Annotated in this window: 18 protein-coding genes; 14 read left to right on the top strand and 4 right to left on the bottom strand. The window is 73.5% G+C overall.

From position 1 onward, the window contains the following. The 3 genes from AAT21_RS03310 to AAT21_RS03300 form a co-directional block, all read left to right on the top strand. The coding region (locus tag AAT21_RS03310) for a MarR family winged helix-turn-helix transcriptional regulator (protein ID WP_235438665.1) at positions 1-272 on the top strand (272 nt) is incomplete at its 5' end. A 143-nt stretch (positions 273-415) separates the two neighbouring features. Continuing rightward, positions 416-1,780, top strand: coding sequence for a MocR-like pyridoxine biosynthesis transcription factor PdxR (gene pdxR, locus AAT21_RS03305; RefSeq protein WP_079025453.1), 1,365 nt, complete (start codon positions 416-418; stop codon positions 1,778-1,780). A 116-nt stretch (positions 1,781-1,896) separates the two neighbouring features. Then, complete coding sequence (locus tag AAT21_RS03300) at positions 1,897-2,469, top strand: hypothetical protein (protein ID WP_235438664.1); 573 nt, start codon at positions 1,897-1,899, stop codon at positions 2,467-2,469. 30 nt (positions 2,470-2,499) lie between these two features. Here AAT21_RS03300 and AAT21_RS03295 read toward each other — a convergent pair whose 3' ends face one another. Beyond that, the gene (locus AAT21_RS03295) at positions 2,500-3,453 is read right to left on the bottom strand and encodes a Gfo/Idh/MocA family protein (RefSeq protein WP_412180299.1); all 954 of its coding nucleotides are present in this window, start codon (positions 3,451-3,453) and stop codon (positions 2,500-2,502) included. Positions 3,454-3,653: 200 nt separating this feature from the next. On the opposite strand from AAT21_RS03295, the gene glnII reads away from it, so the two are divergent. From glnII to AAT21_RS03280, 3 genes are all read left to right on the top strand, one after another. Then, positions 3,654-4,673 (top strand): glutamine synthetase, encoded by a 1,020-nt coding sequence (gene glnII / locus AAT21_RS03290; RefSeq protein WP_046775147.1) that lies wholly within the window; start codon positions 3,654-3,656, stop codon positions 4,671-4,673. Between the two features lie 114 nt (positions 4,674-4,787). After that, positions 4,788-5,171: a hypothetical protein gene (locus tag AAT21_RS03285; RefSeq protein WP_052757626.1), complete on the top strand. Its 384-nt coding sequence runs from the start codon at positions 4,788-4,790 to the stop codon at positions 5,169-5,171. Positions 5,172-5,615: 444 nt separating this feature from the next. After that, positions 5,616-6,224 carry a winged helix-turn-helix domain-containing protein gene (locus AAT21_RS03280; RefSeq protein WP_046775146.1) on the top strand — a complete coding sequence of 203 codons (609 nt, stop codon included), beginning with the start codon at positions 5,616-5,618 and terminating at the stop codon, positions 6,222-6,224. An 80-nt stretch (positions 6,225-6,304) separates the two neighbouring features. Here AAT21_RS03280 and AAT21_RS03275 read toward each other — a convergent pair whose 3' ends face one another. Both AAT21_RS03275 and AAT21_RS03270 read right to left on the bottom strand, forming a co-directional pair. Continuing rightward, positions 6,305-7,759 (bottom strand): PepSY-associated TM helix domain-containing protein, encoded by a 1,455-nt coding sequence (locus tag AAT21_RS03275; RefSeq protein WP_046775145.1) that lies wholly within the window; start codon positions 7,757-7,759, stop codon positions 6,305-6,307. Between the two features lie 102 nt (positions 7,760-7,861). Next, entirely contained in the window at positions 7,862-8,584 is a 723-nt protein-coding gene (locus tag AAT21_RS03270) for a hypothetical protein (RefSeq protein ID WP_052757625.1), read from the bottom strand. A gap of 63 nt (positions 8,585-8,647) precedes the next feature. Here AAT21_RS03270 and AAT21_RS03265 point away from each other — a divergent pair, with 63 nt between their 5' ends. From AAT21_RS03265 to AAT21_RS03230, 8 genes are all read left to right on the top strand, one after another. Further along, positions 8,648-9,235 carry a rhomboid-like protein gene (locus AAT21_RS03265; protein ID WP_235438663.1) on the top strand — a complete coding sequence of 196 codons (588 nt, stop codon included), beginning with the start codon at positions 8,648-8,650 and terminating at the stop codon, positions 9,233-9,235. A 126-nt stretch (positions 9,236-9,361) separates the two neighbouring features. Further along, positions 9,362-10,159 carry a tyrosine-protein phosphatase gene (locus AAT21_RS03260; protein ID WP_046775144.1) on the top strand — a complete coding sequence of 266 codons (798 nt, stop codon included), beginning with the start codon at positions 9,362-9,364 and terminating at the stop codon, positions 10,157-10,159. 57 nt (positions 10,160-10,216) lie between these two features. Next, complete coding sequence (locus tag AAT21_RS03255) at positions 10,217-12,157, top strand: hypothetical protein (RefSeq protein WP_046775143.1); 1,941 nt, start codon at positions 10,217-10,219, stop codon at positions 12,155-12,157. Positions 12,158-12,330: 173 nt separating this feature from the next. Then, a complete protein-coding gene (locus tag AAT21_RS03250) occupies positions 12,331-13,734 on the top strand; it encodes a hypothetical protein (protein ID WP_079025452.1) in 1,404 nt (467 codons plus the stop codon). Positions 13,735-13,890: 156 nt separating this feature from the next. After that, entirely contained in the window at positions 13,891-14,787 is an 897-nt protein-coding gene (locus AAT21_RS03245; RefSeq protein WP_046775141.1) for a metal-dependent hydrolase, read from the top strand. Further along, positions 14,784-15,839 carry a PDR/VanB family oxidoreductase gene (locus tag AAT21_RS03240; RefSeq protein WP_046775140.1) on the top strand — a complete coding sequence of 352 codons (1,056 nt, stop codon included), beginning with the start codon at positions 14,784-14,786 and terminating at the stop codon, positions 15,837-15,839. Before AAT21_RS03245 ends, AAT21_RS03240 begins: the two co-directional genes overlap by 4 nt. Before the next feature lie 23 nt (positions 15,840-15,862). Then, positions 15,863-16,579: a TetR/AcrR family transcriptional regulator gene (locus tag AAT21_RS03235; RefSeq protein ID WP_046775139.1), complete on the top strand. Its 717-nt coding sequence runs from the start codon at positions 15,863-15,865 to the stop codon at positions 16,577-16,579. 62 nt (positions 16,580-16,641) lie between these two features. Next, a complete protein-coding gene (locus AAT21_RS03230) occupies positions 16,642-17,178 on the top strand; it encodes a GNAT family N-acetyltransferase (RefSeq protein ID WP_030961691.1) in 537 nt (178 codons plus the stop codon). Here the strand turns inward: AAT21_RS03230 and pulA are convergent. Continuing rightward, positions 17,165-22,531, bottom strand: a complete 5,367-nt coding sequence (gene pulA / locus AAT21_RS03225; protein ID WP_107081184.1) for a pullulanase-type alpha-1,6-glucosidase — start codon at positions 22,529-22,531, stop codon at positions 17,165-17,167. The genes AAT21_RS03230 and pulA overlap by 14 nt on opposite strands. Between the last annotated feature and the right edge of the window lie 92 nt (positions 22,532-22,623).

Below are 22,623 nucleotides of genomic sequence, written 5' to 3'. Positions count from 1 at the left end.
CCCGGCTCGGGCTCAACTCGGCGGGCACCACCGCCGTGATCGACCGCCTGGAACGGCTCGGCCACGTGGCCCGCGTCCGCGACGAGCACGACCGGCGCCGGATCCTGCTGCGGGTGGAACCCGCGGCGATCCGGCTGGGCCGGGAGTTCTTCGGGCCCCTGATCGACGGGGTGCTGGGCGTGCTGGACTCCTTCGGCCCCGCCGAACGGGACACCGTCCGCCGCTTCCTGACGGCCACCCACGCCGTCTTCGCGTCGGAGCCCCGCCCATAACCGCCGCCGGCCCGGGCGTGGACCCGGGAGCGACCTCCGGATCCGGCTCCCCCTCCGGCCCGGGCGCGGCCTCGGGCTCCAGGTCGAGCTCCGACTCGCGGCCCGGCAAGGGCTCCGGCTCCGGCTCCGGGTTCGACCTGCACCTGGAGCTGCCCGCCGGGGGTGCCCGGCGTACCGCACTGGCCCAGGCGCTGCGCGACGCCGTGCGCAGCGGCCGGCTGGCCGGCGGGACACGGCTGCCGCCGTACCGGGCCCTGGCCGCCGACCTCGGGCTGGCGCGCAACGCCGTCGCCGACGCCTACGCCGAGCTGGTCGCCGAGGGCTGGTTCACGGCCCGGCAGGGCTCCGGAACCCGGGTCGCGGAGGGGGTGGCAGCCGTACCCGCACCGGCCGCCGGGGCCGGGCCCTCGCCCGAACGGCCCCGGTTCGACCTGCTCCAGGGCAAGCCCGACCCCGCCTCCTTCCCGCGGGGTCCCTGGGCCACCAGCGCCCGGCGGGCGCTGGCCGGGGCGCCCACCGAGGCCTTCGGGCCCGGGGATCCGCGGGGCCGCCCGGAGCTGCGGCGGGCCCTGGCCGGCTATCTGTCCCGGACGCGTGGCGTGCGTACGGGCCCCGAGAACATCGTGGTCTGCTCCGGCTTCGCCAACGGGCTGCGGCTCCTCGCGTCCGTGCGGCCCCGGGACTGGGCCGTCGAGGCGTACGGACTCCCCTTCCACCACGGCATTCTCGACGCCGCCGGGGTCCGCCCGCACCCGGTGGCGGTCGACGAGGACGGCGCCCGGACGCGGGAACTGCCCTCCCGGGCGCGTACGTTGCTGCTCACACCGGCGCACCAGTTCCCGACCGGGGGGCACCTGCAGCCCGCCCGGCGCGCCGCGGCCGCGGAGTGGGCCCGTACCACCGGCGGTGTGATCGTGGAGGACGACTACGACGGGGAGTTCAGGTACGACCGCAAACCGGTCGGCGCCGTGCAGGGCCTGGCCCCGGGGCACGTGGTGTACGCGGGCTCGCTCAGCAAGAGCCTCTCCCCCGCGCTCCGCCTGGGCTGGCTGGCCCTCCCGGACACCCTGGTCGAGGAGGTACTAGCGGCGAAGGGACTGCGGGAGTCCTGGGCGAGCGCGCTGGACCAGCTGGCCCTCGCCGACTTCATCGACTGCGGGGCGTACGACCGGCACGTGCGGCGGATGCGGCTGCGCTACCGGCGCCGCCGCGACCAGCTGGTCTCCGTACTGGCCGCCCGCGCCCCGCAGGTCCGGGTCACCGGCATCTCGGCGGGGCTGCACGCCGTGGTGGAGCTTCCTCCGGGGCGTGAGGCCGGGGCGCTCGCGGCGGCCCGTGCGGCGGGGCTGGCCCTGGACGGCCTCTCCTCCTACCGGCACCCCGCCGCCGACCCGGCGCCGCCCCGCGAGGGGCTGGTCGTCGGCTACGCGGCGCCCCCGGACTCGGGCTTCACCCGCGCCCTGGACGTCCTGGCGGAGGTGGTCCGCCGGGCGGTGGCGGGCGGGTAGCGAGGGGTCTGCGGCCGCTGCGGGGGCTGCGGGGTCTTCACATCGTCCCCACCCTCGGTTCTCGTAGGGTGGCCGGAGTGCCGAAATAAGGACATACCACACCGAAGGACTCAGTCGTGACCGAGCAGCAGCCGCACCCGCAGCCGCAGCCGCAGCCGCAGGAAGAAGGCCTGACCACTCGCCCGCCCCACTCACCCCACCCGTCCCACCGGCACACCGACTGGATGTTCGGCGGGGTCTACGGGACGGTCCTGGCCAGCGCCCTGATCGCCGCGCTGAACCAGGACGGCGAGGACTTCACCCCGTTCTACGACGCCAGCTGGGTCCTGGTGACAGCGGCAACGGCGGGGCTCGCGCACGGCTACGCGCACCACATGGCCTCCCACCGGGAGGACCCCGGCGGGCACGGGCACCGCTGGCGGCTCCTGGCCCGGGCCCTGTGGGACGAGTGGCCCCTGGTCGTGGCCACTCTTCCGACCGTGCTGCTGCTGACCGCCGCGGGCCTCGGCGACTGGGACGCCTACGACGTGACGGCCGGCGGACTCGGCCTGAACACCGCCCTGCTGTTCGGCTGGGGCGTGCTCGTGGCCCTCCGGGTCGGCCACCGGCTCGGCCGGGCCCTGCTGTTCGGCCTGGCCGATGCCGCCATCGGCCTCGCCATCATCGTGGCCAACGCCCTCATCAAATAGGACGTCGCACCTCGGACAGGGGGCTGCGCCTCACCTGGGGAGCTGCGCCTCCGCCTGCGCCAGGATCTCCGTCAGCCTGGCCCCGAAGTCCGCGCCGCGCGGATCAGGCACGCCCGTGCGGGCGGCGGTGAGCAGCGCGTCCAGGGCCCGCCCGTAGGCGCCCGGTACGTCGCTCCAGCCGGGCAGTGCGTGCACGCCCTCGGTACCGCGCAGTTCCAGCCCCACGCCGACGGCCGCGCGCGGCGCGCCCAGGCTGAGCACGGCGGTGCTGGCCGCGCCGGAGGCGTGCCGCAGCGCGAGCTGGACGACGTCGGAGGGGCCGCAGGTGGCGCTGACCTCGGTGACGTCGCCGAGGATCGGGATCAGGACCGACAGGGCGTGCGGCCCGACGTCCCACAGGCCGCCCTTGGCCTTGCGCCAGGGCGAGTCGGCGTAGGCGCTGGGCGTTCCGTCGGGCGGGAAGACGGCTCCGAGCCAGTGCGCGGCCGCGGTGAACCAGCCGGTGCGGGCGGCCTGCTCGGCGACCCAGCCGGCGGTGGGCTCGGCGAAGCGCAGGGTGAGGAAGACGACGGAGGCGACCTTGTGGCGGTCGGCCGCGTCGGCGACGGCCCGGGCGTCCTGCGGCGTGGTCGCGACGGGCTTGTCGAGCAGCAGGTGGCAGCCGGCGGCGGCCGCGCGCACCGCCAGCGGGGCCTGCACGTCGGGCGGCAGGGCGAAGGCGGCGACGTCACAGTCGGCGAACAGCTCGTCGGGGTCTTCGTACACCTTCACGCCGTACTTCTGCGCCAGTTCCGCGGCGGCTTCGGGCCGGCGGCCCCACACTCCGGCGAACTCGGATCCGGTGTGCGCGGCGAGGGCCGGGGCATGGGTGCGGTGCGCCCAGGGGCCGGTGCCCAGCAGGCCGACCCGGGGGCGCGGGCCGGCGGGGGCCTGGCCGGCGGGGGTCGGGGCGGGGTCTGCGGCGGGGCTCAAATCAGACGAAATGCTCACGCGGCCAGTCTGCCGCACCCGGACGGGTGCTCGGCAGCCAACCCGCACAAGGGGCGCGACCAGCGGCGTAAACCTCGGTAACACGGGGTTCACACACGGGCAACGGAGGAGAAATGGCGGGCGGGCACGCTGCGGTCAACACCGCAGCGATGAAGCAGCGGCCGGCAGCACCCGCAGAGTCTGAGGATGGGCCCGTGAGCTACAAGGCTGAGTACATCTGGATCGACGGCACCGAGCCGACGGCGAAGCTTCGCTCCAAGACGAAGATCCTGGCCGACGGCGCCGAGCTGCCGATCTGGGGCTTCGACGGATCGAGCACCAACCAGGCCGAGGGCCACGCCTCCGACCGCGTGCTCAACCCGGTGTTCTCCTGCCCGGACCCGATCCGCGGCGGGGACGACGTCCTCGTGCTGTGCGAGGTCCTGAACATCGACATGACTCCGCACGAGTCGAACACCCGCGCGCTGCTGCGTCCGGTCGCCGAGAAGTTCGCCGGCCAGGAGCCGATCTTCGGCATCGAGCAGGAGTACACCTTCTTCGACGGGGTCCGTCCGCTCGGTTTCCCCGTGGGCGGCTTCCCGGCCGCGCAGGGCGGCTACTACTGCGGCGTCGGCTCGGATGAGATCTTCGGCCGCGACATCGTCGAGAAGCACCTGGACCACTGCCTGGCGGCGGGCCTGGAGATCTCCGGCATCAACGCCGAGGTCATGCCCGGCCAGTGGGAGTTCCAGGTCGGCCCGCTGGGCCCGCTGGAGGTCTCCGACCAGCTGTGGATCGCCCGCTGGCTGCTCTACCGCACCGCCGAGGACTTCAACGTCTCCGCGACGCTGAACCCGAAGCCGGTGAAGGGCGACTGGAACGGCGCGGGCGCGCACACCAACTTCTCCACGAAGTCGATGCGCGAGGACTACCGCGCGATCATCTCGGCGTGCGAGGCGCTGGGCGAGGGCAGCAAGCCGCTCGACCACGTGAAGAACTACGGCGCCGGCATCGACGAGCGCCTCACGGGCCTGCACGAGACCGCCCCGTGGAACGAGTTCAGCTACGGCGTCTCGGACCGCGGCGCCTCGGTCCGCATCCCGTGGCAGGTGGAGAAGGACGGCAAGGGCTACATCGAGGACCGCCGCCCGAACGCGAACGTGGACCCGTACGTGGTGACCCGCCTCATCACGGACACCTGCTGCACCGGCCTGGAGAAGGACGGCCTGGTCTGACACCCCGGCCTGACGGCCCGGCCTGACGGCCGCCGCTCCCCCGGACACCGACAACGCCCGCCGCGCCCCCGAGGCCCGGCGGGCGTTGTCGGTGCCGGGTGGGACGGTGTCCCCATGCTGGCGATCAGGATCCACACGGAGCGCGGCGAGTCCTACGCCCGGCCCGCGCTCGGCATGCTGTCCGACCTCGTGGCGCGCATCGGCGCGGACGGGGACCACTTCGTCATCGTCGAGCGGCTGACGGCGGATCCGGACGAGTACATACAGGTGTGGCACGACGAGGGCGACGACTACCAGTTGGAGCACCGGGACGGCTCCGCCGACCGGCACTTCCAGGCGTACCTGCCCACGGCGGCCGAGGTGGTGGCCGTCATGGCGCGGTGGGCCCGCCGGGAGAAGGACTGGGACACCGGCCCGGCCTGGGAGCGGCTCGACTTCCCGCCCCACCAGCCGCCCCCCACCGCACCGTCGCTCGATCCGGAGCGCCACACCCCGTAGACCTCCGGTGCGGCCCGGGACAACGCCATGTGGGCGTGCGGAGGTTCTGCCCACGATGCGATACGCGTGACGGGACTGGACCGGCAAAAGCGATTGGCACGTTGATGCATTGTCCCGGTATGCCCGGCATCCGGACCGGATGATGAGATCTTGATCCAGGATCCGAGACGCGGCCTGCCCCGGGGGCATTGCTTCTGCTTGAATGGGGCCATGGCCAGCCACCCGCACACCTCGTCAGGTCGCAGCGACCTCGAGCCGTTCTGGCCGTCCCGTCAGGACCACGACTTCGATCGTGAGTGTTGCCGCGCGAAGAACGCGCCGGCCCTCTAAAGCCTCCGGGACCTCTCCTCCGAGCTCCTCCGGGGCCTTCGGTCTGCGCGGTACGACATCGATGACGCACGTACGTCTCCTGCCGGCCACTCCGCGTGAAAGAGCTGACCACTCATGGCGAACCCCCGCTCCCTGACCTCCGCTGCGACCGCTTCCCCGACCTATCCGCCCAGCCCCGGTCCCCGCACCCGGCTGCGCGCCGTGGACCGTGACGAGGTGGCCCGTGTCGTGGACCTCCTCCCGCCCGGTGCCACCTGGCTGCCCGCGCCCCAGCACACCCTTCCGGCGCTGCCGGGCCGGCCGCCGATGGTCGGTTACCTGGTCCTCGTACCGGCGGACCAGGAGCCGCCGATCGGCTTCGTCCCCCGGGCCGTGGCCGCCTCGGCACCCCCGGCACCCGCGGCCCAGCCGGTCGCCGCAGCTCCGGCCCCCGGCCGGGGCGACGCCCTGATCCGTATCGACGCGGCGCAGCGCACCGCCGAGGTCGACGGCCGCGTACTCGACCTGACGTACCTGGAGTTCGAGCTGCTGGCCCACCTGGTGGAGCACCCGCACCGGGTGCACAGCAGGGACCAGCTGGTCACCACGGTCTGGGGCTACGGCCACGTCGGCGACGGCCGGACCGTGGACGTCCACATCGCCCGGCTGCGGCGCAAGCTGGGCGGGGCGCACCGCGGCGCCATCCAGACGGTGCGCCGGGTGGGCTACAAGTACGCCCCCTGACCGGCCGGGAACCACGCGGGAACGACGGTGGGCCCGTACTCCCCCGGGAGTACGGGCCCACCGCTGTCACCTCAGCCGCGCTACGCGGCGGTGGCCCCGGCCGCCGCCCGGCGGCGTGCCACGAGACCGAGCAGCAGGTCCACCACCAGGAAGGCGGCCAGGCTGATCCCGAGCAGCGGGATGAACCAGCCCACGAGCACGGTCACCGCGGCCAGCGGCAGCACCACGGTCACGGGCAGCTTCCGCCAGGCACCGCGCGGCTGCGCGCGGCCCACGGACAGCGTGCGGTCCTTCGTCGGCCGGCGCAGCCACCACATGCGGTAGCCCCAGAAGACGAGGAACATCACGCCGACGGCCAGCGCGGCGAGCACGATCTGGTTGGCGAGCCCGAAGGTCTGGCCCATGTGGAGGTCGATGCCGAAGCGGGTCATCTTCGCGAGCACGGGGTAGTCGGCGAAGCGCAGTTCGTCCATCACGCGGGCGTCGGCCGGGTCGACGGCGACGGTGTCGAAGTGCACCGGCACCTGCTTGTCGTTCTCCTTGATCACGTAGCCCTTGCCCTTGGCGGGCAGGGTCACACGGATCGACTCGGTGACACCGGCGTCCCGGGCGGCGGCCACGGCCCGGTCGAGGCCGACGTCGGCGGTGGTCGCGGGCGCGGGCATCTCGGTGCCCTCGGGCATGGTGTGGCCCGCGTGCTCGTCGGCGCCGCCGGCCTCACCGCCCGGCTTCAGCTTGGCGGAGACGGCGGGAGTAGCACCGCCGAGGCTGTCCTGGAGCTGCCCGATGTTCTCACCGGCGTACTTCGACCAGGTCAGGCCGGTGGCGGAGAGTGCGACGAGTCCGGCGACGGACCAGAGACCGACGACCCCGTGCCAGGACAGGGTCCGGCGCCGTCCGGTGGCCCCCCGGTCCGGGAGGACGAGCTGCGAGGCACGCTTGTGACGGCGGCCGATCCACAGGGCGAGGCCGCCGAGCGCGACCACCCACATCCAGCTGGCGGCGAGTTCGCTGTAGTTGCGGCCGAACTCCCCGAGCTGGAGGTCGGCGTGGAAGGTGCTCAGCCAGGCCCGCAGCGGCAGCGCGTCGCCGACGGTGGTGAGCTGTCCGCGCACCTCGGCGGTGTACGGGTCGACGAAGACGGTGAGCGTCTCGCCCTCCGCGAGGCCCGGACTCTCCATGATCACCCGGGTGGTGGCCTCGGCGTCGGGGCCCGGCCACACGGAGACGACCTCGCCCGTGGGTGCGGCGCCCTTGGCGGCCTCGACCTGGGTGCTGAGCGGGAGGGCGGCGTCGCCGACGCGGGCGACGGTCAGCTCGTCGGCGTAGACGATCTTCTCGGCCTGCCAGGAGGCGGCGTACAGCAGCCCGGTGGCGGCGGCGAGGAACAGCAGCGGGGCGATGAGCAGGCCCGCGTAGAAGTGCATGCGCAGGAGCAGCGGGCGTACGGCGGCCCAGTTGCCGCCGCGGTTCCTGGGGGCGGCGGGCGGTTCGGCGTCCGGGGTACGGACGTCCTGGACTTCTTCAAGGGACATGGTGGTCCTCGGTGTCGGCGAAGGCATGGGGACGGCGGCCCCAGGTCTCGCCTCCCCTCGCACGGGTGCCGTGGAGGTACGCCGGATCAGCAGATCAGCAGATCAGGCGTGGGCAGGACGGCCGGGGGCCGTGGAACGGAAGGCACTGCCGCTCCACGGCGGCCCGCGGCGCACCACGGCGTGGGCGTGGACCGCCCCGCGCAGCCGGCGCGGCCGGGGGAACGGGGCGCGGAACACGGGCGGGGCCGGCGGCACGGCCACCCGGGCCCGCACCAGGTCGAGCGCGCGGGCGAGCGGCCGGGCGGCGTGCAGGGCCGCGGCGCCCAGGACCCGGGCCAGCCGGAAGACGGCGGCCTCGCCCCGCGCCAGCCAGGCGGCGCAGAGCAGCCCGGCGAGCACGTGCGCGGTGATCATCCCGGCGCCGCCGTGCCCGGCCGCGCCCGCCATATCGACCATGCCGGCCATGTCCGCCACGCCCGCCGCATCCGCCGTGCCGGGGCCGGCCGGGGTGGCGGCGGCATGCAGGTGGTGCTGCCCCCGCGTCGCGGCGGGCCCGGAGACGGACCACGCCGCCTGGCTGCCGGAGAAGACGAGGTGCAGCACGCCCTGTACGGAGAGCACCGCGGCCGTGATGCCCACAGGGCCGCGGCGCCGCCCGGCGACGAGCCAGGCCAGCCCGAAGATCACCCCGAAAGCACCCAGAAGGCCGAAGTAGGGGACATCCGTCCCGGACATGTACGAATGCCCCGTCGCGCCGAGGGCGACACACATGGCCGCGAACATCGCGGCTCGGGTGGCGCGCAGCGGCGCGAAGTGTTCGAACATGGCCGGGACATGTTCGCACGGGGCCCCTTGGTCTCCACCAGGGGCTTATCCGATCATGAGCATGTGAATCCAATTCCATGGGGAGCGGTGTACACCGGCGGGGTCCAGCTCGGGGCCTACGCCCTGGCGCGCACCGGACCCGCCGAGCGGGAGCGGCTGCTCCGGGACTGCTCGACGAATGTCGACAATCTCGCCGCCGGGCGCTGGGAGACGCTGCTCAGCAGCGCTCTCGTCGTCGAGGAACCGATGCCCCTGCCCTACGCGCTGCTGCTGGTCGCGGTGCTCGGTTACGCCGAATACGCGTACGGGGCGTGGTGGACGGCCGCGGTGTTCCTCTTCGGGCACGCCTCGGCCACCCTCCTGGTGTACGGCGCGCTGCGCCGGACGACCGATGCCGCGACCCGGCGCGCCGTGGACGTGGGGACGAGCTACGGATTCAACGCCGTCCTCGGCGCCCTGACCTCCGCCCTGCCGCGCGGGACCGTCCGCACGGCCGCCCGGGCGGGACTGCTCGCGCTCGCGGTCGCGCCCGTACTGAAGCGCGGCCGGACCTTCACCGACGCCGGGCACCTCGCGGCGCTCGCGATCGGCACAGGGCTCTCGCTGACCCTCGATTGTCTTTGCGGTACGAAGCATCAGAAAATGGCCTGAATCTCCCTACCGCCACCCGACCGCAGCCCTGCACAGCCGCACGACCGCACGACCGCACGACCACGCAGCCACACGACCGCATCGCCGCATGACACGAGCAACTCGAACACCGCTGGAGCCGCCACGATGACCGCCACCCCGTCCACCACCGTCGCCAACCTCCGCGACCTCGGCGGCACCCCGCTCTCCGGCGGCCGCACCGTCCGGCCCGGCCTGGTCCTGCGCTCCGGCCAGCTCGACCGGCTCGACCTCGACGCCGACACGGTGGTGGCGGCGCTGGACGTGCGCACCGTCATCGACCTCCGCACCGACGCGGAACGCGCCGACCACCCCGACCGCATACCGGCCGGGGCCCGGCTCCTGGTAGCCGACGTCCTCGCGGACAAGCTGCGCGAGGCCGGCAAGAAGCCCGCCGCCGCCCAGCTCAAGGACCTGCTCGCCGACCCGGTGGTGGCCGAGGAGCACCTGGGCGGCGGCAAGGCGCAGGCCCTCTTCGCCGACACCTACCGGTCCTTCGTGCACTCCGGATCCGCGCAGGCCGCCTACCGCCTGCTGCTCACCGAGGCCGCCGACCCGCAGGCGGGCCCGCTGCTCTTCCACTGCACGGCCGGCAAGGACCGCACCGGCTGGGGCGCGACGGTGATCCTGGCGCTGCTCGGCGCGGACGACGAGACCCTGATGGCCGAATACCTCTCCGTGAACCCGGCGGTGAAGCAGGCCTTCGCCCCGATGATCGAGGGCTTCACGGCGGCCGGCGGCAACCCGGACATCGCGCTCGCGCTGATCGGGGTCTTCCCCTCCTACCTGGAAGCCGCCCTCGACGAGGTCGAGACGCGCTACGGCTCCATGGAGAAGTACGTGCGCGAGGGCCTCGGCGTGCCGGACGAGACGGTCGAGGCGCTCCGCGCCCGCCTGGTGGCCTGAGCCACCCGGAGGACGGCGGACGGGTGACCATCCGACGATTCGCTCGTTCTGCTGAACGTGACTGCGCCGGATACCGCCACCCGCTCCCAGCCCCCCGCGGCCGCCGTGCCGCCCGACGTCGAGCAGGCCGAGGCCGCCATCGTCGAGCACTACCCGCGGCTGGTGCGGCTCGCCTATCTGGTGCTGCCCCCCACCCTCGGCCGCAACCGGCGGGTGCTCACCGCCCACTCGCTGGTCCAGCGGGCGCTGCCGCGCGGGCGGCGGGACGCGACGGCGGGCGTCGCCGCCGTGCAGGGCGGGGTCCCGGGGCAGCGCGGCGGCCCGGAGGACTCCGGGTACGCGTACGTCCGGCTGCGGGTGCTCCGCGCGGCCCTGGAGGCGGGACTCCCGCTGACGTTCCGGGCACTGCCCCGGCGCGCGCAGCTCCCGCCGGCGCTGCCGCAGGTGTGGGGCCTGCGGCTGTTCCCCCGCTCAGGCGGGGCCGAGGAGCTCGCCCTCGACCAGTGGCTGGCCACCCTGGACGGGCCGGGCCGGGCTGCCTGCGTGCTGCGGGCCCTGGAGCGGCTGCCCGAGCCGGAGGTGGTCCGGGTACTCGACGAGGCCGGCGTCCCGGACCCGGCCGCCGCGGTCCGGGAGTCCGGGGACCCGGCGAACGACGCCCTGTTCGCCTCCCCCGAGTTCGACCCGTGCGTGCTCCAGGCCCGCCCCACCGACCTGCTCCGGCGCCGCCGCCTCTCGCGGGCCGCGCTGGCCGCGGGGGCCGCCCTCGCCGTGTGCGGGGCACTGCTGGCGCTGCCCGGCGGGGGCTGGGGTTCGGACGGGGCCGCCGCCCCGCCGTACGCGCGCAACGCCGCGGCCGAACGGGCCCTGGACCCCGCCGAGCTGGTCCGGGCCGCGCCCGCGCTGTGGAACACGTCCTCCCGTACGGACTTCTCGACCTGGCCGGCCCGCGGGGACCGTGCGGACGACACGGCGCTGCTGCGCCGGGCGCTGGCGGTCTGGGCGCGGCCCGGGTCCTCCGTGGTCGTATCGGCCACGCCGGGGACCCCGTCCGGGCCGCCGATGGGGCCGGCGCAGCTGCTGTTCGCGGGCGCCGTCGATCAGGCCGTGGTGGTCCTGCTGTACGACGGCCTGCGGGTGGTCCGCTACGCCGAACCGCGCTCCGGTTCCGCGGGCGCGGCCCTGGACTTCGCCCGGACCGACGGCGCCTCGGCGGACACCGCGACCGCGCTGGTCGTCAGCCGCGTCGACGGCAACGTCCGCTATCTCACGGCACCCTGGGTGACGGGGGCGGCCCTGCGGGACCTGCTCAAGCCCGGCGGTCAGCCGACGGTGCTGAAGACGACCCCGGACGGGGTGACCCCGCCGGTGCCGGGACCCGCTCCGACGGGCGACTGCACGAGCTGGAACGCCCTGGCCCTGACCGGGGACGGAGCCACCCGGCTGATCACCGACCTGGGCGAGCTGACCCCGGCCCGGCTCACTTCGGGGGCGCCGGGGGCCGAGCGGAACGTGACGGAGGCCGCCGAGCTGGCGGACTGGTCGCGGATCGCCTGCCTGCTGCCCTCGGTCCGCTCGCACGGGGTCCGTACGGTCAACTCCTGGACGTACGCCAAGCAGCCGCTGCCGGAGGGCGACGGGACGGCGGCCTGGCTCTGCACCCGGGCCGAGACCTGGCAGGGCGCGGCGGACCGCGTGCAGGCCCAGTTCCTGGCGCCGGGCTCGGCCACGGTGGCGCAGGCGGCGGCCGCGGAAGGGTCCGCCGCGTGCGGGCCCCGGGAACCGCGGGTGCTGGCGGGCGTGCTGTGGAAGTCCCGCGCGGGCCAGTGGTACGTCCTGGCGGCGGGGAGCGCGCAGTTCGCCTCGCTGTCGGTGTCGGGCGGCGGGGTGAACAGCTCGGCGAACGGCAACCGCCTTGCGGTCAAGGCGCCGGCCGGCGCGCAGGTGGACCTGTCGGGAAAGCTGACAGACGGCTCCAAGGCGGGCGTCCTGCGCTGACGCCGGGGGACGGGCAGCTCGGCCGCGACATCGCATGAAATTTCAACGACCATGCGGCCGAAGGGAGTTGGCGCGATCCGGACATGACGGTCACCGCGCACACGTGGCATGATCGGGTTCCGGTTACCGATTGGTAATCCCCCACACCCCTGCCCCATGTGAAGGTCCATCACGTGCGCACGCTTGCCCGCAGCCTCCTCCTCCCCGGTCTGACCGCCCTCGCGCTCACCGCCACCGGCTGCGCCTCGACACCCCACACCGGCGCCGCCGAACCGGCCGCCCCCGCCCCCCTCACCCCGTCCGCGGACGGCACCTCACAGCAACTGGACGTGGCCGCCGCACCCCAGGGCGAACCCACGCCCGCGGCCGTCGCCCGGGGCGGCTCGAAGGGCCGGACCGAGAAGTCCACGCTCAAGGTCGCCTCGTACGACGCCGCGACCGGCCGGGCCGTCATAGCCAAGGCCCCGCCGAAGGGGCCCTCCAAGGCACCGTCGACGGACACGTCGCCCGAGGCCGACAAGCCCGTCGCCGCGGGCGACGTCATCGCCAGCGCCCCCGCGCCCGGCGCGCCGAACGGCCTGCTCGCCAAGGTCACCGAGGTCGTCGGCAAGACCGACCGCGGCACCGAGGTCAAGACCGCGTCCACGACGCTGGCGGCCGTCCTCAACGACGACAAGGCCGACGGCAAGGTCCCCGTCGACCCCTCGACGGTCGTCGTGGAGCCCCTGATGAAGGGCGTCACCTTCTCCTGGGCCAAGGGTGACGGCCTGAAGTTCGGCCCCGAGGGCGGGAAGCTGCCGCTCGGGAACCTGCGGCTCGACGTGAACGCCTCCGTCGACACCGCGCCGGACGCGCCCGCCTCGGCCGGAGCCTCCGTCTCCGGCTTCGTCCAGCTCGCCCCGCAGGTCGAGTTCTCCTACGACGGCACCCAGGGCGGCGGCGCTGGCCCGCGCGGCGCCTTCCTCGGGATGAGCGGCGACTGGTCCTCGCAGTGGAAGCTCCAAGGCCGCGCCGCAGCGAGCACCGGAGGGCCCCGGCGGATCCCCTTCGCCAAGCTGCACACCTCCCCGGTCATCCAGGTCGGCCCGGTGCCGGTCGTCGTCAACCTCGGCCTGACCTGCTACATCCAGGTGGAGGCCGACGGCAAGGTCACCCTCGACGTCCAGCAGGACGTGAAGGGCGACTTCAAGGTCGGCGGCAGCTACGCCTTCGGCAAGGGCTGGACCCCGGTCAGCGCGTCGAACGTGAAGAGCACGCCGGTCCAGGCGACCGTCACCGCCGCCGGCAAGGTCAAGGGCGCGCTCGGCGCCGAGGCGTCCGTCGGCCTCTACGGTGCCGTCGGCGTCACCGGCGACTTCGCCCCGTACCTGCGCGGCGAGGCCGACGTCAAGGCGGCCGCGTCCAGCGACGGCAAGACCTCCGTCAGCGGAGCCTGGGCCCTGTACGGCGGCTTCGACCTCAGCGGGAACCTCCAGCTCCAGCTGTCCCTGTTCGGCACGCCCGCCTTCGAGCGCAAGATCCCGCTGGGCTCCCTGAACCGCGAATGGGCGCTCGCGAACGGCAGCACCGGACGCTAGTGCTGTGACCGGAAAGGTTCACCGGGGCACGGCGCCCGGCACGGCACCTCGCCGGTCACAGCACTAGCCGGGCAGGTCCGCCCGCCTGTCGCGGCGGGCGCGAGAAGTCGGCGCAGGGGTCTTCTCACCTCCTGTACCGGTCAGTACATTGACGCCATGTCTAATACGCCTCTCGCGCCCGCCCCCGTGGCGTCGGAACACGTGGACCTCAGGCCCCGGAACGTGTCCTTCGGCTGGGAGGACACCCCGCTGCACTGGCTGCCCGGCGAACCCTTCGCCGGGCACATGATCAATGTGCTGCATCTGCTGCTGCCCGCCGGGGAACGGTGGTTCGTGCACGTCTACAAGCAGGCGCTCCCGTACATCAAGGACGAGCGGCTGCGGGAGGACGTCGTCGGCTTCATCGGCCAGGAGGCCATGCACGCCGCCGCCCACGACGACGTCCTCCCCCACCTGAAGCGGCTGGGTCTCGACCCGACCCCCTACACCGCCCAGGTGGACTGGCTGTTCGAGAAGCTGCTCGGCGACCGGACCCTGCCCCCGGGCCGGGCCCGGCACTGGTGGCTGATGGAACGGGTCGCGATGATCGCGGCCATCGAGCACTACACGGCGTTCCTCGGCGACTGGGTCCTGAACGCCGACGCCCTCGACCGGCGGGGCGCCGACCCCACCATGCTGGACCTGCTGCGCTGGCACGGCGCGGAGGAGGTCGAGCACCGCTCGGTGGCCTTCGACCTGTTCATGCACGTCGACGGCGGCTACCGGCGCCGGGCCCGGACCTGGGCGACGGCCTTCGCCGCCCTGGTCTTCCTCTGGCAGCGCGGGGTCCGCTTCTTCATGGAGAACGACCCCCACCTCGTCGACGGCAAGGCCTCCTTCGGGCAGTTCTTCATGGCCGGACAGCAGGGCGTACTCCCCTCGACGGGCTCCATGCTGAAGTCCATCCCCAAGTACCTCTCCCGTACCTACCACCCCTCCCAGGAGGGCTCCACCGCCCAGGCCGTGGCCTACCTGGCCTCCTCCCCCGGCGCGAACGGCGGGGTGCGGGCATGAGGCGCGCCCTCGCCGTCATGACGGCCACGACGGTCGCCGGTGCCGCCTGGACGGCCCGGCGGGCCCTGAACCGCCGGATCGCACGGTCCCCGCTGTGGCCGCTGCCGGCGCTGGAGGTGCCCGTCTCGGGCCACTCCCCGCGCCGTGCGCTGCGCGCGCTGATCGTCTCCCGTACCCTGCCGGCGCAGGACGTGCTGGAACTGACCCTGGAATCACCGGAGCTGCCCGCGTGGACGCCTGGCGCGCACGTGGACGTCACCCTGCCCTCGGGCCTGGTCCGCCAGTACTCGCTGTGCGGCGACCCGGCCGACGAGGGCCGCTACCGGATCGCGATCCGGCTGGTCGAGGACGGCCGCGGCGGCTCCCGCGAGGCGCACACCCAGCTCGTCGAGGGCGCCGAACTGGAACTGCGGCCCCCACGCAACCGCTTCGCGCTGCTCCCGGCCCCGTCGTACGCGTTTGTCGCGGGCGGCATCGGCATCACCCCGATCCTGCCGATGCTCCGCGCCGCCACCGCGGCCGGCGCCGACTGGACCCTCCTGTACGGGGGCCGCTCCCTCGACTCGATGCCCTTCCTGGACGACCTCGCGGTCCACGGCGACCGGGTCACGGTCCATCCCGAGGACGAGGTGGGGCTGCCGGACCTGACCCCGCTCGCCACCCTGGCGCCGGGCACCCTGGTCTACTGCTGCGGCCCGGAACCCCTGATGGAGGCCGTCACCGCGGCGGTCCGCGATCCGGCGGCCGTGCACCTGGAGCGCTTCGCGCCGTCCGCGGCGCCCGGTCCGGCGCGGGCCTTCACGGTCGAACTGCGCCGCTCGGGACGGGTCGTCGAGGTCGGCGCGCAGGAGAGCACGCTCGCCGCGGTACGCAGGGAGCTGCCGGACACGCCGTACTCGTGCGAGCAGGGCTTCTGCGGGACCTGCCAACACCGGGTCCTCGCGGGCGAGGTGGACCACCGCGACGACCTGCTCACCGACCAGGAGCGCGGGGAGTCGATGCTGCTGTGCGTCTCGCGCGCGAAGGGGGACCGCCTCGCCCTGGACCTGTGAACGCTCCCCAGTAGGGTGTCCGCATGACGACCGGAGTACGGCGCAGGATGGGTGTCGAGGAGCGGCGGCAACAGCTGATCGGGGTTGCCCTGGAGCTGTTCAGCCACCGGTCGCCCGACGATGTGTCGATCGACGAGATCGCGGCGGCCGCGGGGATATCCCGGCCGCTGGTCTACCACTACTTCCCCGGCAAGCTCAGCCTGTACGAGGCGGCCCTGCGGCGGGCGGCCGACGAGCTGGCGCAGCGGTTCGTGGAGCCCCGGGAGGGGCCGCTCGGAGCGCGTCTGCTGCGGGTGATGGGGCGGTTCTTCGCGTTCGTCGAGGACCACGGGCCGGGCTTCTCGGCGCTGATGCGGGGCGGTCCGGCGGCCGGGAGCAGCCGCGCCAACGCGATGATCGACGAGGTCCGGCAGGCGGCGTACGAGCAGATCCTCACGCACCTGGGGATCGGGCCCGACGAGGTGCCGGCCCGGCTGGAGCTGGTGGTGCGCTCCTGGGTCTCGCTCGCCGAGTCCACGGCGCTGATCTGGCTGGACGGACGCCGGATCCCGCGGGCCGAGCTGGAGCTGCAGCTGGTGCACGATTTCGCGGCGCTGGCGGCGGTGAGCGCGGCGTACGACGCGGAGATGGCGGGCATCCTTGTACGGATCCTGGCCGGTGAGCCCGCGGACGGGCCCTTCGGGGAGCTGGTCGGGCGGCTGGTCGGGCTCGTCCCGGGCCCAGTGGCACCCGCGGTGTGACGGGGCGCGCATTGTGCGCACTCTCTTGATCACAACCGGTGGTGATCGCCGATAATGCCCGCGTGATCATTGACGACGGGATCTTGTTCCGGCCTGCCGTGGAGAAGGACGCCGGGACGCTGGTGCGGCTGTACGACGAGGCCGCCCGCTGGATGCAGAAGCACGGGATCGAGCAGTGGAAGCCCGGTGACAAGGACGCGGCGCACTTCCGGTCGAAGATGCACGACGGAGAGGTGTGGCTCGCGGGCGACGCCGACGGGCGGATCTGCGGGGCCTACGAGTTGTGGTGGTCCGACGAGGAGGCCTGGGGGATCCAGCCTCCCGTGGCCGGCTACGTGCACCGGCTGATGGTGTCGCGCGAGACCGCCCCCGCCGGGGCCGGGCGCCGCCTGCTCGAACATGCCGAGCGGCGGACGGCCAGGACCGGGCGGGAGCGGGCGCGGCTGGACTGCGTCTCCACCAACCCCCGGCTGCTCGCGTACTACCTGGACGCGGGCTACCGGGTGGTCGGGGAGCTCCCCGACAAGCGGGGCAAGGACGGCAGGGTCTACGGGGTGATCCTGCTGGAGAAGCGGCTCGACCGGCTCACCGTCGTGTGAAGACGGAGACGGTGCGGGCGGGGACGGTGAACTCTCCTGTCGTCACGTCGTAGGCGGACTGCCTGACCGTTGCGTCGGAGCCGGCGGCCTGCACCGGGTGCAGGCGGTAGGCGGTGCCCGCGAGGGCGGAGACGCGCTGGGGCCGGGCGGTGGGGGTGGCGTTGAAGACGACCACCAGGTCGCCCAGGGTCATGGTGATCACGCCCGGGGTCTCCTCCCGGCCCGAGAGGGGGAAGGCCATCCGGGACTGGACGGCTTCCGCCGTGGTGAGCGCGAACTCCGGTTCGGTGCTGCGGATCTTCAGCAGGTCGCGGTGGGCCGCCGCGGTGGCGGTGATGTCGGCGCAGGTGGGCGCCGGTCCCGTCAGCAGGGGCTTCGCGTAGGGCCACTTCGGGGCGTTGTCGGCGGCCGGGGGCAGCCCGCGGCCGAAGCCGTTGCCGGCCCGGCAGTCCCACTGGATGGCATTGAACCAGTCGCCGCTGTCGTAGGAGTTGCGGTCCAGGGACTTGGAGCGCAGCAGATCGGTGCCGGCCTGGGAGAGCGCCGGGCCCTGGGAGAGGGTGGCCGTCGCCATGGCCAGGACCTGCATACGGGCCTTGTCGCGATTGCTGGTGGCGGGCGGGAGCTTGAAGGTCAGGGCGTCGGCGAGGGTCTCGTTGTCGTGGGCGTCGGCGTAGGCGAGGGCGTCGCCGGGGGCGGCCGCGTAGCCGGCCGGGGCGCCGTTGTAGTCCACCTCGGAGCCCTTGACGCGGCGCCCGGAGGTGTCGGTGAAGGCGTACGAGGCGAGGTTCCCGGAGAGGCCGACCTTGATCAGGTCCTGGGCGTGCAGGAGGCGGGCCCGCTGCTCGGCCGGGGTGCCGTTGGCCGGAGATCCGTTGGGCTCGGTGAACAGGCCCGACGCGAAGCCCTGGACGCGCGGGTCCTCGTCGAAGGGGCCGCCGCCGCGGACCGCGTCGCGCGCCCGGTCGGAGAAGGTGGCGATGCCGGTCCCGGCCATGTTCTTCTGCGTGGCCTGTACGAAGCGGGCGTCGTCGGCGATCTCGCCGAAGTTCCAGCCCTCCCCGTAGAGCACGATCTTCTTGCCGTCGACGCCGTCCTTGGCGGGCGTCAGGGCGTCGAGGGCGGCGCGCACCGCCAGGATGTTGGCCTTCGGGTGGTGGCCCATCAGGTCGAAGCGGAAGCCGTCGACCTTGTACTCCTTGGCCCAGGTGACGACCGAGTCCACGACGAGGCGGCCCATCATGGCGTTCTCGGGAGCGGTGTTGGCGCAGCAGGTGGAGGTGGCGACGCTGCCGTCGGCCAGCAGCCGCTGGTAGTAGCCGGGGACGACGCGGTCCAGGACCGACTTGTCCGACTGGCCGGCGGCGACCGTGTGGTTGTAGACGACGTCCATGACCGTGCGCAGCCCGGCGCCGTTCAGGGACTGGACCATCCTGCGGAACTCGACCGTGCGGGCCGTGCCGTTCGGGTCGCTGGCGTAGCTGCCCTCGGGAACGGTGTAGTGCAGCGGGTCGTAGCCCCAGTTGTAGGAGTCCTTCGCGGCGGCCGCCGCCACGCAGGCCTGCTGCTCCTGCGAGTCCGGCGCGTACACCGTGAGGTCGCAGGCGGGCTCGGTGCGGTCCGCCGCCTTCTCCGGGATGGTGCCGATGTCGAAGGCGGGCAGGAGGTGGACGTAGGAGGTGCCGGCGCCGGCCAGGTCGCGCAGGTGGCGCATGCCCGCCGAGGCGGTGTCCGTGAAGGCCAGGTACTGGCCGGGGTGGCCGCTGGTGCGGTCCGCGACGGAGAAGTCGCGGATGTGGAGCTCCTGGATCTGCGCGGAGGTGAAGGGCACGGCCGCGGGCTTGCGCAACTGCTTCCAGCCGGGCGGGGCGAGCTTGGGGTCGGCCAGGTCCACGGCCAGGCTGTGCGTGGAGTCGGCGGTCAGGGCGGTGGAGTAGGGGTCGGTGACGAGGTTGCGGACCACCTGGCGGGTGCTGGGGGCCCAGACGGTCACCGCGTAGCGGTACGGCTTGCCGGTCCAGGAGCGCTCGCCGCGCACCGACCAGACGCCGGTGGCGTCGTCACGGCGCATGGCGACGGTGCGGCCGTCGAGTTCGAGGGAGACCTGCTGGGCGGTGGGCGCCCAGACCGAGAGGGTGGGGCGGCCGTCCTTGAAGACCGGGCCCAGGGCCGCGGTCGTCGCGTACAGGTCGTCGAGGACGCCGGCGAGCTGGACGCCGGTGGCGGCGAGGACCGCCCCGTTCGCGGCGCGGGCGCTCGCGACGAGCTGGCCGCGCAGGGCTTCCCGGACCCGGTCGCGGTCGCGCGCGTCGACGCCGAAGGCGGTGTACGCGGCGAGGTGCGGGAACTTCTGCTTCTGGGCGGCGGTCAGCTCGGTCCGGTTCAGCCGCAGCCACTGCGCCGGGCCGGTCAGGGTGCCGTTCTCGGCCTTGACGGCGCCTTCGCGGGAGGCGAGGAGCTGGACGGAGGCGGCGGCCGCGGGGGCGTTCCAGGCGACGGTGTCGCGGTCGATCCAGACGGCCTGGGACTTGGTGAGGTCCAGGGCGGCGGCGGAGCCGGCGGCCTGCGGCAGGAGGTGCTTCTCCTGGCCGGCCAGCATCCACACCTCGTGGCCGGTGGCCTTCAGGTCCAGGGACTGGTCGGTGGGGAGGTCCTTCTCGTCGCCCTTGTGGAGGATGTAGCTGAGGCTGGTGGCACCGGCGGCGAGGGGGACCTCGTAGACCGCGCCGTAGGAGTCGAAGCGGGCGGGGAGCAGCGGCCTGGACCAGTCGGTCGGGGTCGCGGCCCCGGTCCACACGTGCAGGCCCCAGCCGTCGTAGGCGCCGTCGGGGCGGTGGTGGTGCAGTACGGCCTTGCCCTGGTCCTGCGGCGGGTAGGGCGGGCGGTCGGTGCGGGCGGGCTCCTTGCCCTGCTCCAGCCAGATCTCGCCGGTCTTCGTCACGTCGATGGTGCGGTCGGCGGCGACGTCCTTGTTGCCGTCCTTGTCGATGACGAGGTAACCGACCGAGGAGGCACCGGGCTTGAGCTTGACGTACGCGAAGGCGCCGTACGCGTCACGGCCGGTGAAGCCGTGACCGGCCGGCCACGGAGTGGCCTCGCCCTCGGCGATGTCGCCCCAGGCGTACAGCCGCCAGTCGGTGTAGTCGCCGTCGGGGCGGTTGTAGTGGACGACCGCGTAGTCGCGCTGGGTGGCGGTGGGCACCTCGACGGGCGGGGCCTGGCCGGTGACGGACTGGGCGAGGGCGCTCGCGGTGCGGCCGGCGGAGTCGACGACGACGGCCTTGTAGCGCAGGGGGGTCCCGGCGGGGGTCTTGGCGTCGACGTGCTGGGTGACCTTGTAGGGGGCGTGGTCGGCGGAGCCGAGGACCTGCCACTTGCCGTTGCCGGTCTGCGCGGCGAAGACGACCCGGTTCAGGCCGCCGCCGGTGACGTCGGCGGACAGCTCGACGGTGCCGGTGGCGCCGGGGGCCGGGGCCTTCAGCGTCAGCGCGGGCTTGGCGGTGGGGGCGGCGAGCGGGGCGACGGCCCGCAGGACGACCGAACCGAGGGCGGGGACGACGACGGTGAGCTTTCCGGCGGCGGAGGCGCGGATCAGCGCGGTGCCGCCGTACAGGGTGCGGTACTGGGTGCCGGCCGGGGCGTCGATCTCCACGGTGCGGGACTCGGCGCCGTTGTTGGCGGCGACCAGGTACTCGGTGCGGGTGCGGGCGTCGGTGCGCGCGAAGGCGTACACGGAGCCGTCGGAGAAACGTTCGCTCTGGATGCCGTCGCGCAGGGCCGGGTGGGCCTTGGTCAGCTTCGAGAGAGCGCTGATCTCCTTGTAGAGCGGGTGCTCCGGATCGTAGGCGTCGCTCGCGTGCGTGCGCGCCGTTCCGAGCTGGTCGTCGTCGAGGTAGTCGGCCGTCTTCGACGCGAACAGCGGCTGACGGGCGTCCTTGTCGCCGCCGGCGCCGGTGTAGCCCTGCTCGTCACCGGAGTAGATCACCGGGTTGCCGCGGGAGAAGAACATCAGCTCGTTGGCGAGCCGGTAGCGGCCCAGCAGCTCCTGCTCGGTGGCGCCCGGCCGGTCCTGCTTCAGGAAGGTCCCGAAGCGGCCCATGTCGTGGTTGCCGAGGAAGGTCACCTGCTCGTAGGCGTTGGCCTTGCCCGAGGTGTAGCGGTAGTCGTCGGCGAGGACGGAGCCCAGCCGGGAGGCCGCCGCACCCTGGGAGGCGTAGGCGCGGATCGCGTCCTGGAGCGGGAAGTCGAGGGTGGCGTCGAGCTTCCCGCGCGTCACGTACGGGGAGGTGACGGCGGTGTCGGCGGAGTAGACCTCGCCGAACATGAAGAAGTCGTCGCGTCCGCGCTTGGCCGCGTACGCGTCGAGGGCCGTCGCCCACTGCGTCCAGAACTCCGTGTTGACGTGCTTGACCGTGTCGATGCGGAAGCCGTCGATGTCGAAGTCCCCGACCCATTTCTCGTAGATCTTCTCCATCCCGCTGACGACCTCGGGACGCTCGGTCCACAGGTCGTCGAGGCCGAAGAAGTCGCCCTGCTCGGAGGACTCCCCGGCGAAGGTGGAGTCACCCCGGTTGTGGTACATCGTCGGGTCGTTGAGCCAGCCCGGCACCTTGAGGTTCTTCTTCGCGTCCGGCACGAACGGGGTCCTCGGGAAGGACTCCCCGTCCACCTTCGGGAACTTCCCGTTCCCGTCGGCAGCCGCCTTTGATTCAAAAACAGTCTTGTCGTCGAACGGCACCCCGTCCTTCGTCAGGTAGGGGAACGCCCCCTTCGACAGGTACGAGTAGGACGCCTCCCGGTAGTCGACCACGTCGGCGGTGTGGTTGGTGATGACGTCGAAGAAGACCTTCATCCCCTTCGCGTGCGCCTTGTCGATCAGCCGCTCCAGATCCGCGTTGGTGCCGAAGTGCGGGTCGACCTGGGTGAAGTCGGTGATCCAGTAGCCGTGGTAGCCGGCGGAGACGTCGTCGCCCTTGCCCTGCACCGGCTGGTTCTTGAAGATCGGCGCCATCCAGATGGCCGTGGTGCCGAGCCCCTTGATGTAGTCGAGCCGGTCGGTCAGCCCCTTGAGGTCGCCGCCCTGGTAGAAGCCCTTGTCGGTCGGGTCCAGGCCGGTCTGGAGGCGGGTGCCGGTCAGCCCGCCGCGGTCGTTGCCCGGATCACCGTTCGCGAACCGGTCCGGGAGCACGAAGTAGAACTGCTCGCGGGTCAGGTCGTGGCGGGCCGGCTCGGCGGCCAGCTTCGCGTCCGAGGGCGGGGCGGGCGCCTTGGCCTCGGCGGCCGCGGCGGGGAGTGCGGGCAGGAGTGTCACGGCCAGCGCGGCGGCGAGCACTCCTGCGGCAGGGCGTATCAAGGCGGGTCTCCTTGTGTACGTGTCGCATGGATGAGGGCCGCCCGGCGGGGGCGGGGAAGGTGGTGCCGGGCGGCCCTGGTCTGTGGGGCGGC

This window comes from Streptomyces yangpuensis, from assembly GCF_001005295.1.
Taxonomy (GTDB): Bacteria; Actinomycetota; Actinomycetes; order Streptomycetales; family Streptomycetaceae; genus Streptomyces; species Streptomyces yangpuensis.
The sequence above is the reverse complement of the archived record's forward strand: the minus strand, read 5'-3'. Positions and strand labels throughout refer to the sequence as shown.

Bases quoted from the DNA above. Each gene is read 5' to 3' on its own strand.
- AAT21_RS03285 (WP_052757626.1), top strand. From the start codon at position 4,788: ATGCTGGCGATCAGGATCCACACGGAGCGCGGCGAGTCCTACGCCCGG.
- AAT21_RS03280 (WP_046775146.1), top strand. From the start codon at position 5,616: ATGGCGAACCCCCGCTCCCTGACCTCCGCTGCGACCGCTTCCCCGACC.
- AAT21_RS03275 (WP_046775145.1), bottom strand. From the start codon at position 7,759: ATGTCCCTTGAAGAAGTCCAGGACGTCCGTACCCCGGACGCCGAACCG.
- AAT21_RS03270 (WP_052757625.1), bottom strand. From the start codon at position 8,584: ATGTTCGAACACTTCGCGCCGCTGCGCGCCACCCGAGCCGCGATGTTC.
- AAT21_RS03260 (WP_046775144.1), top strand. From the start codon at position 9,362: ATGACCGCCACCCCGTCCACCACCGTCGCCAACCTCCGCGACCTCGGC.
- AAT21_RS03245 (WP_046775141.1), top strand. From the start codon at position 13,891: ATGTCTAATACGCCTCTCGCGCCCGCCCCCGTGGCGTCGGAACACGTG.
- AAT21_RS03240 (WP_046775140.1), top strand. From the start codon at position 14,784: ATGAGGCGCGCCCTCGCCGTCATGACGGCCACGACGGTCGCCGGTGCC.
- AAT21_RS03235 (WP_046775139.1), top strand. From the start codon at position 15,863: ATGACGACCGGAGTACGGCGCAGGATGGGTGTCGAGGAGCGGCGGCAA.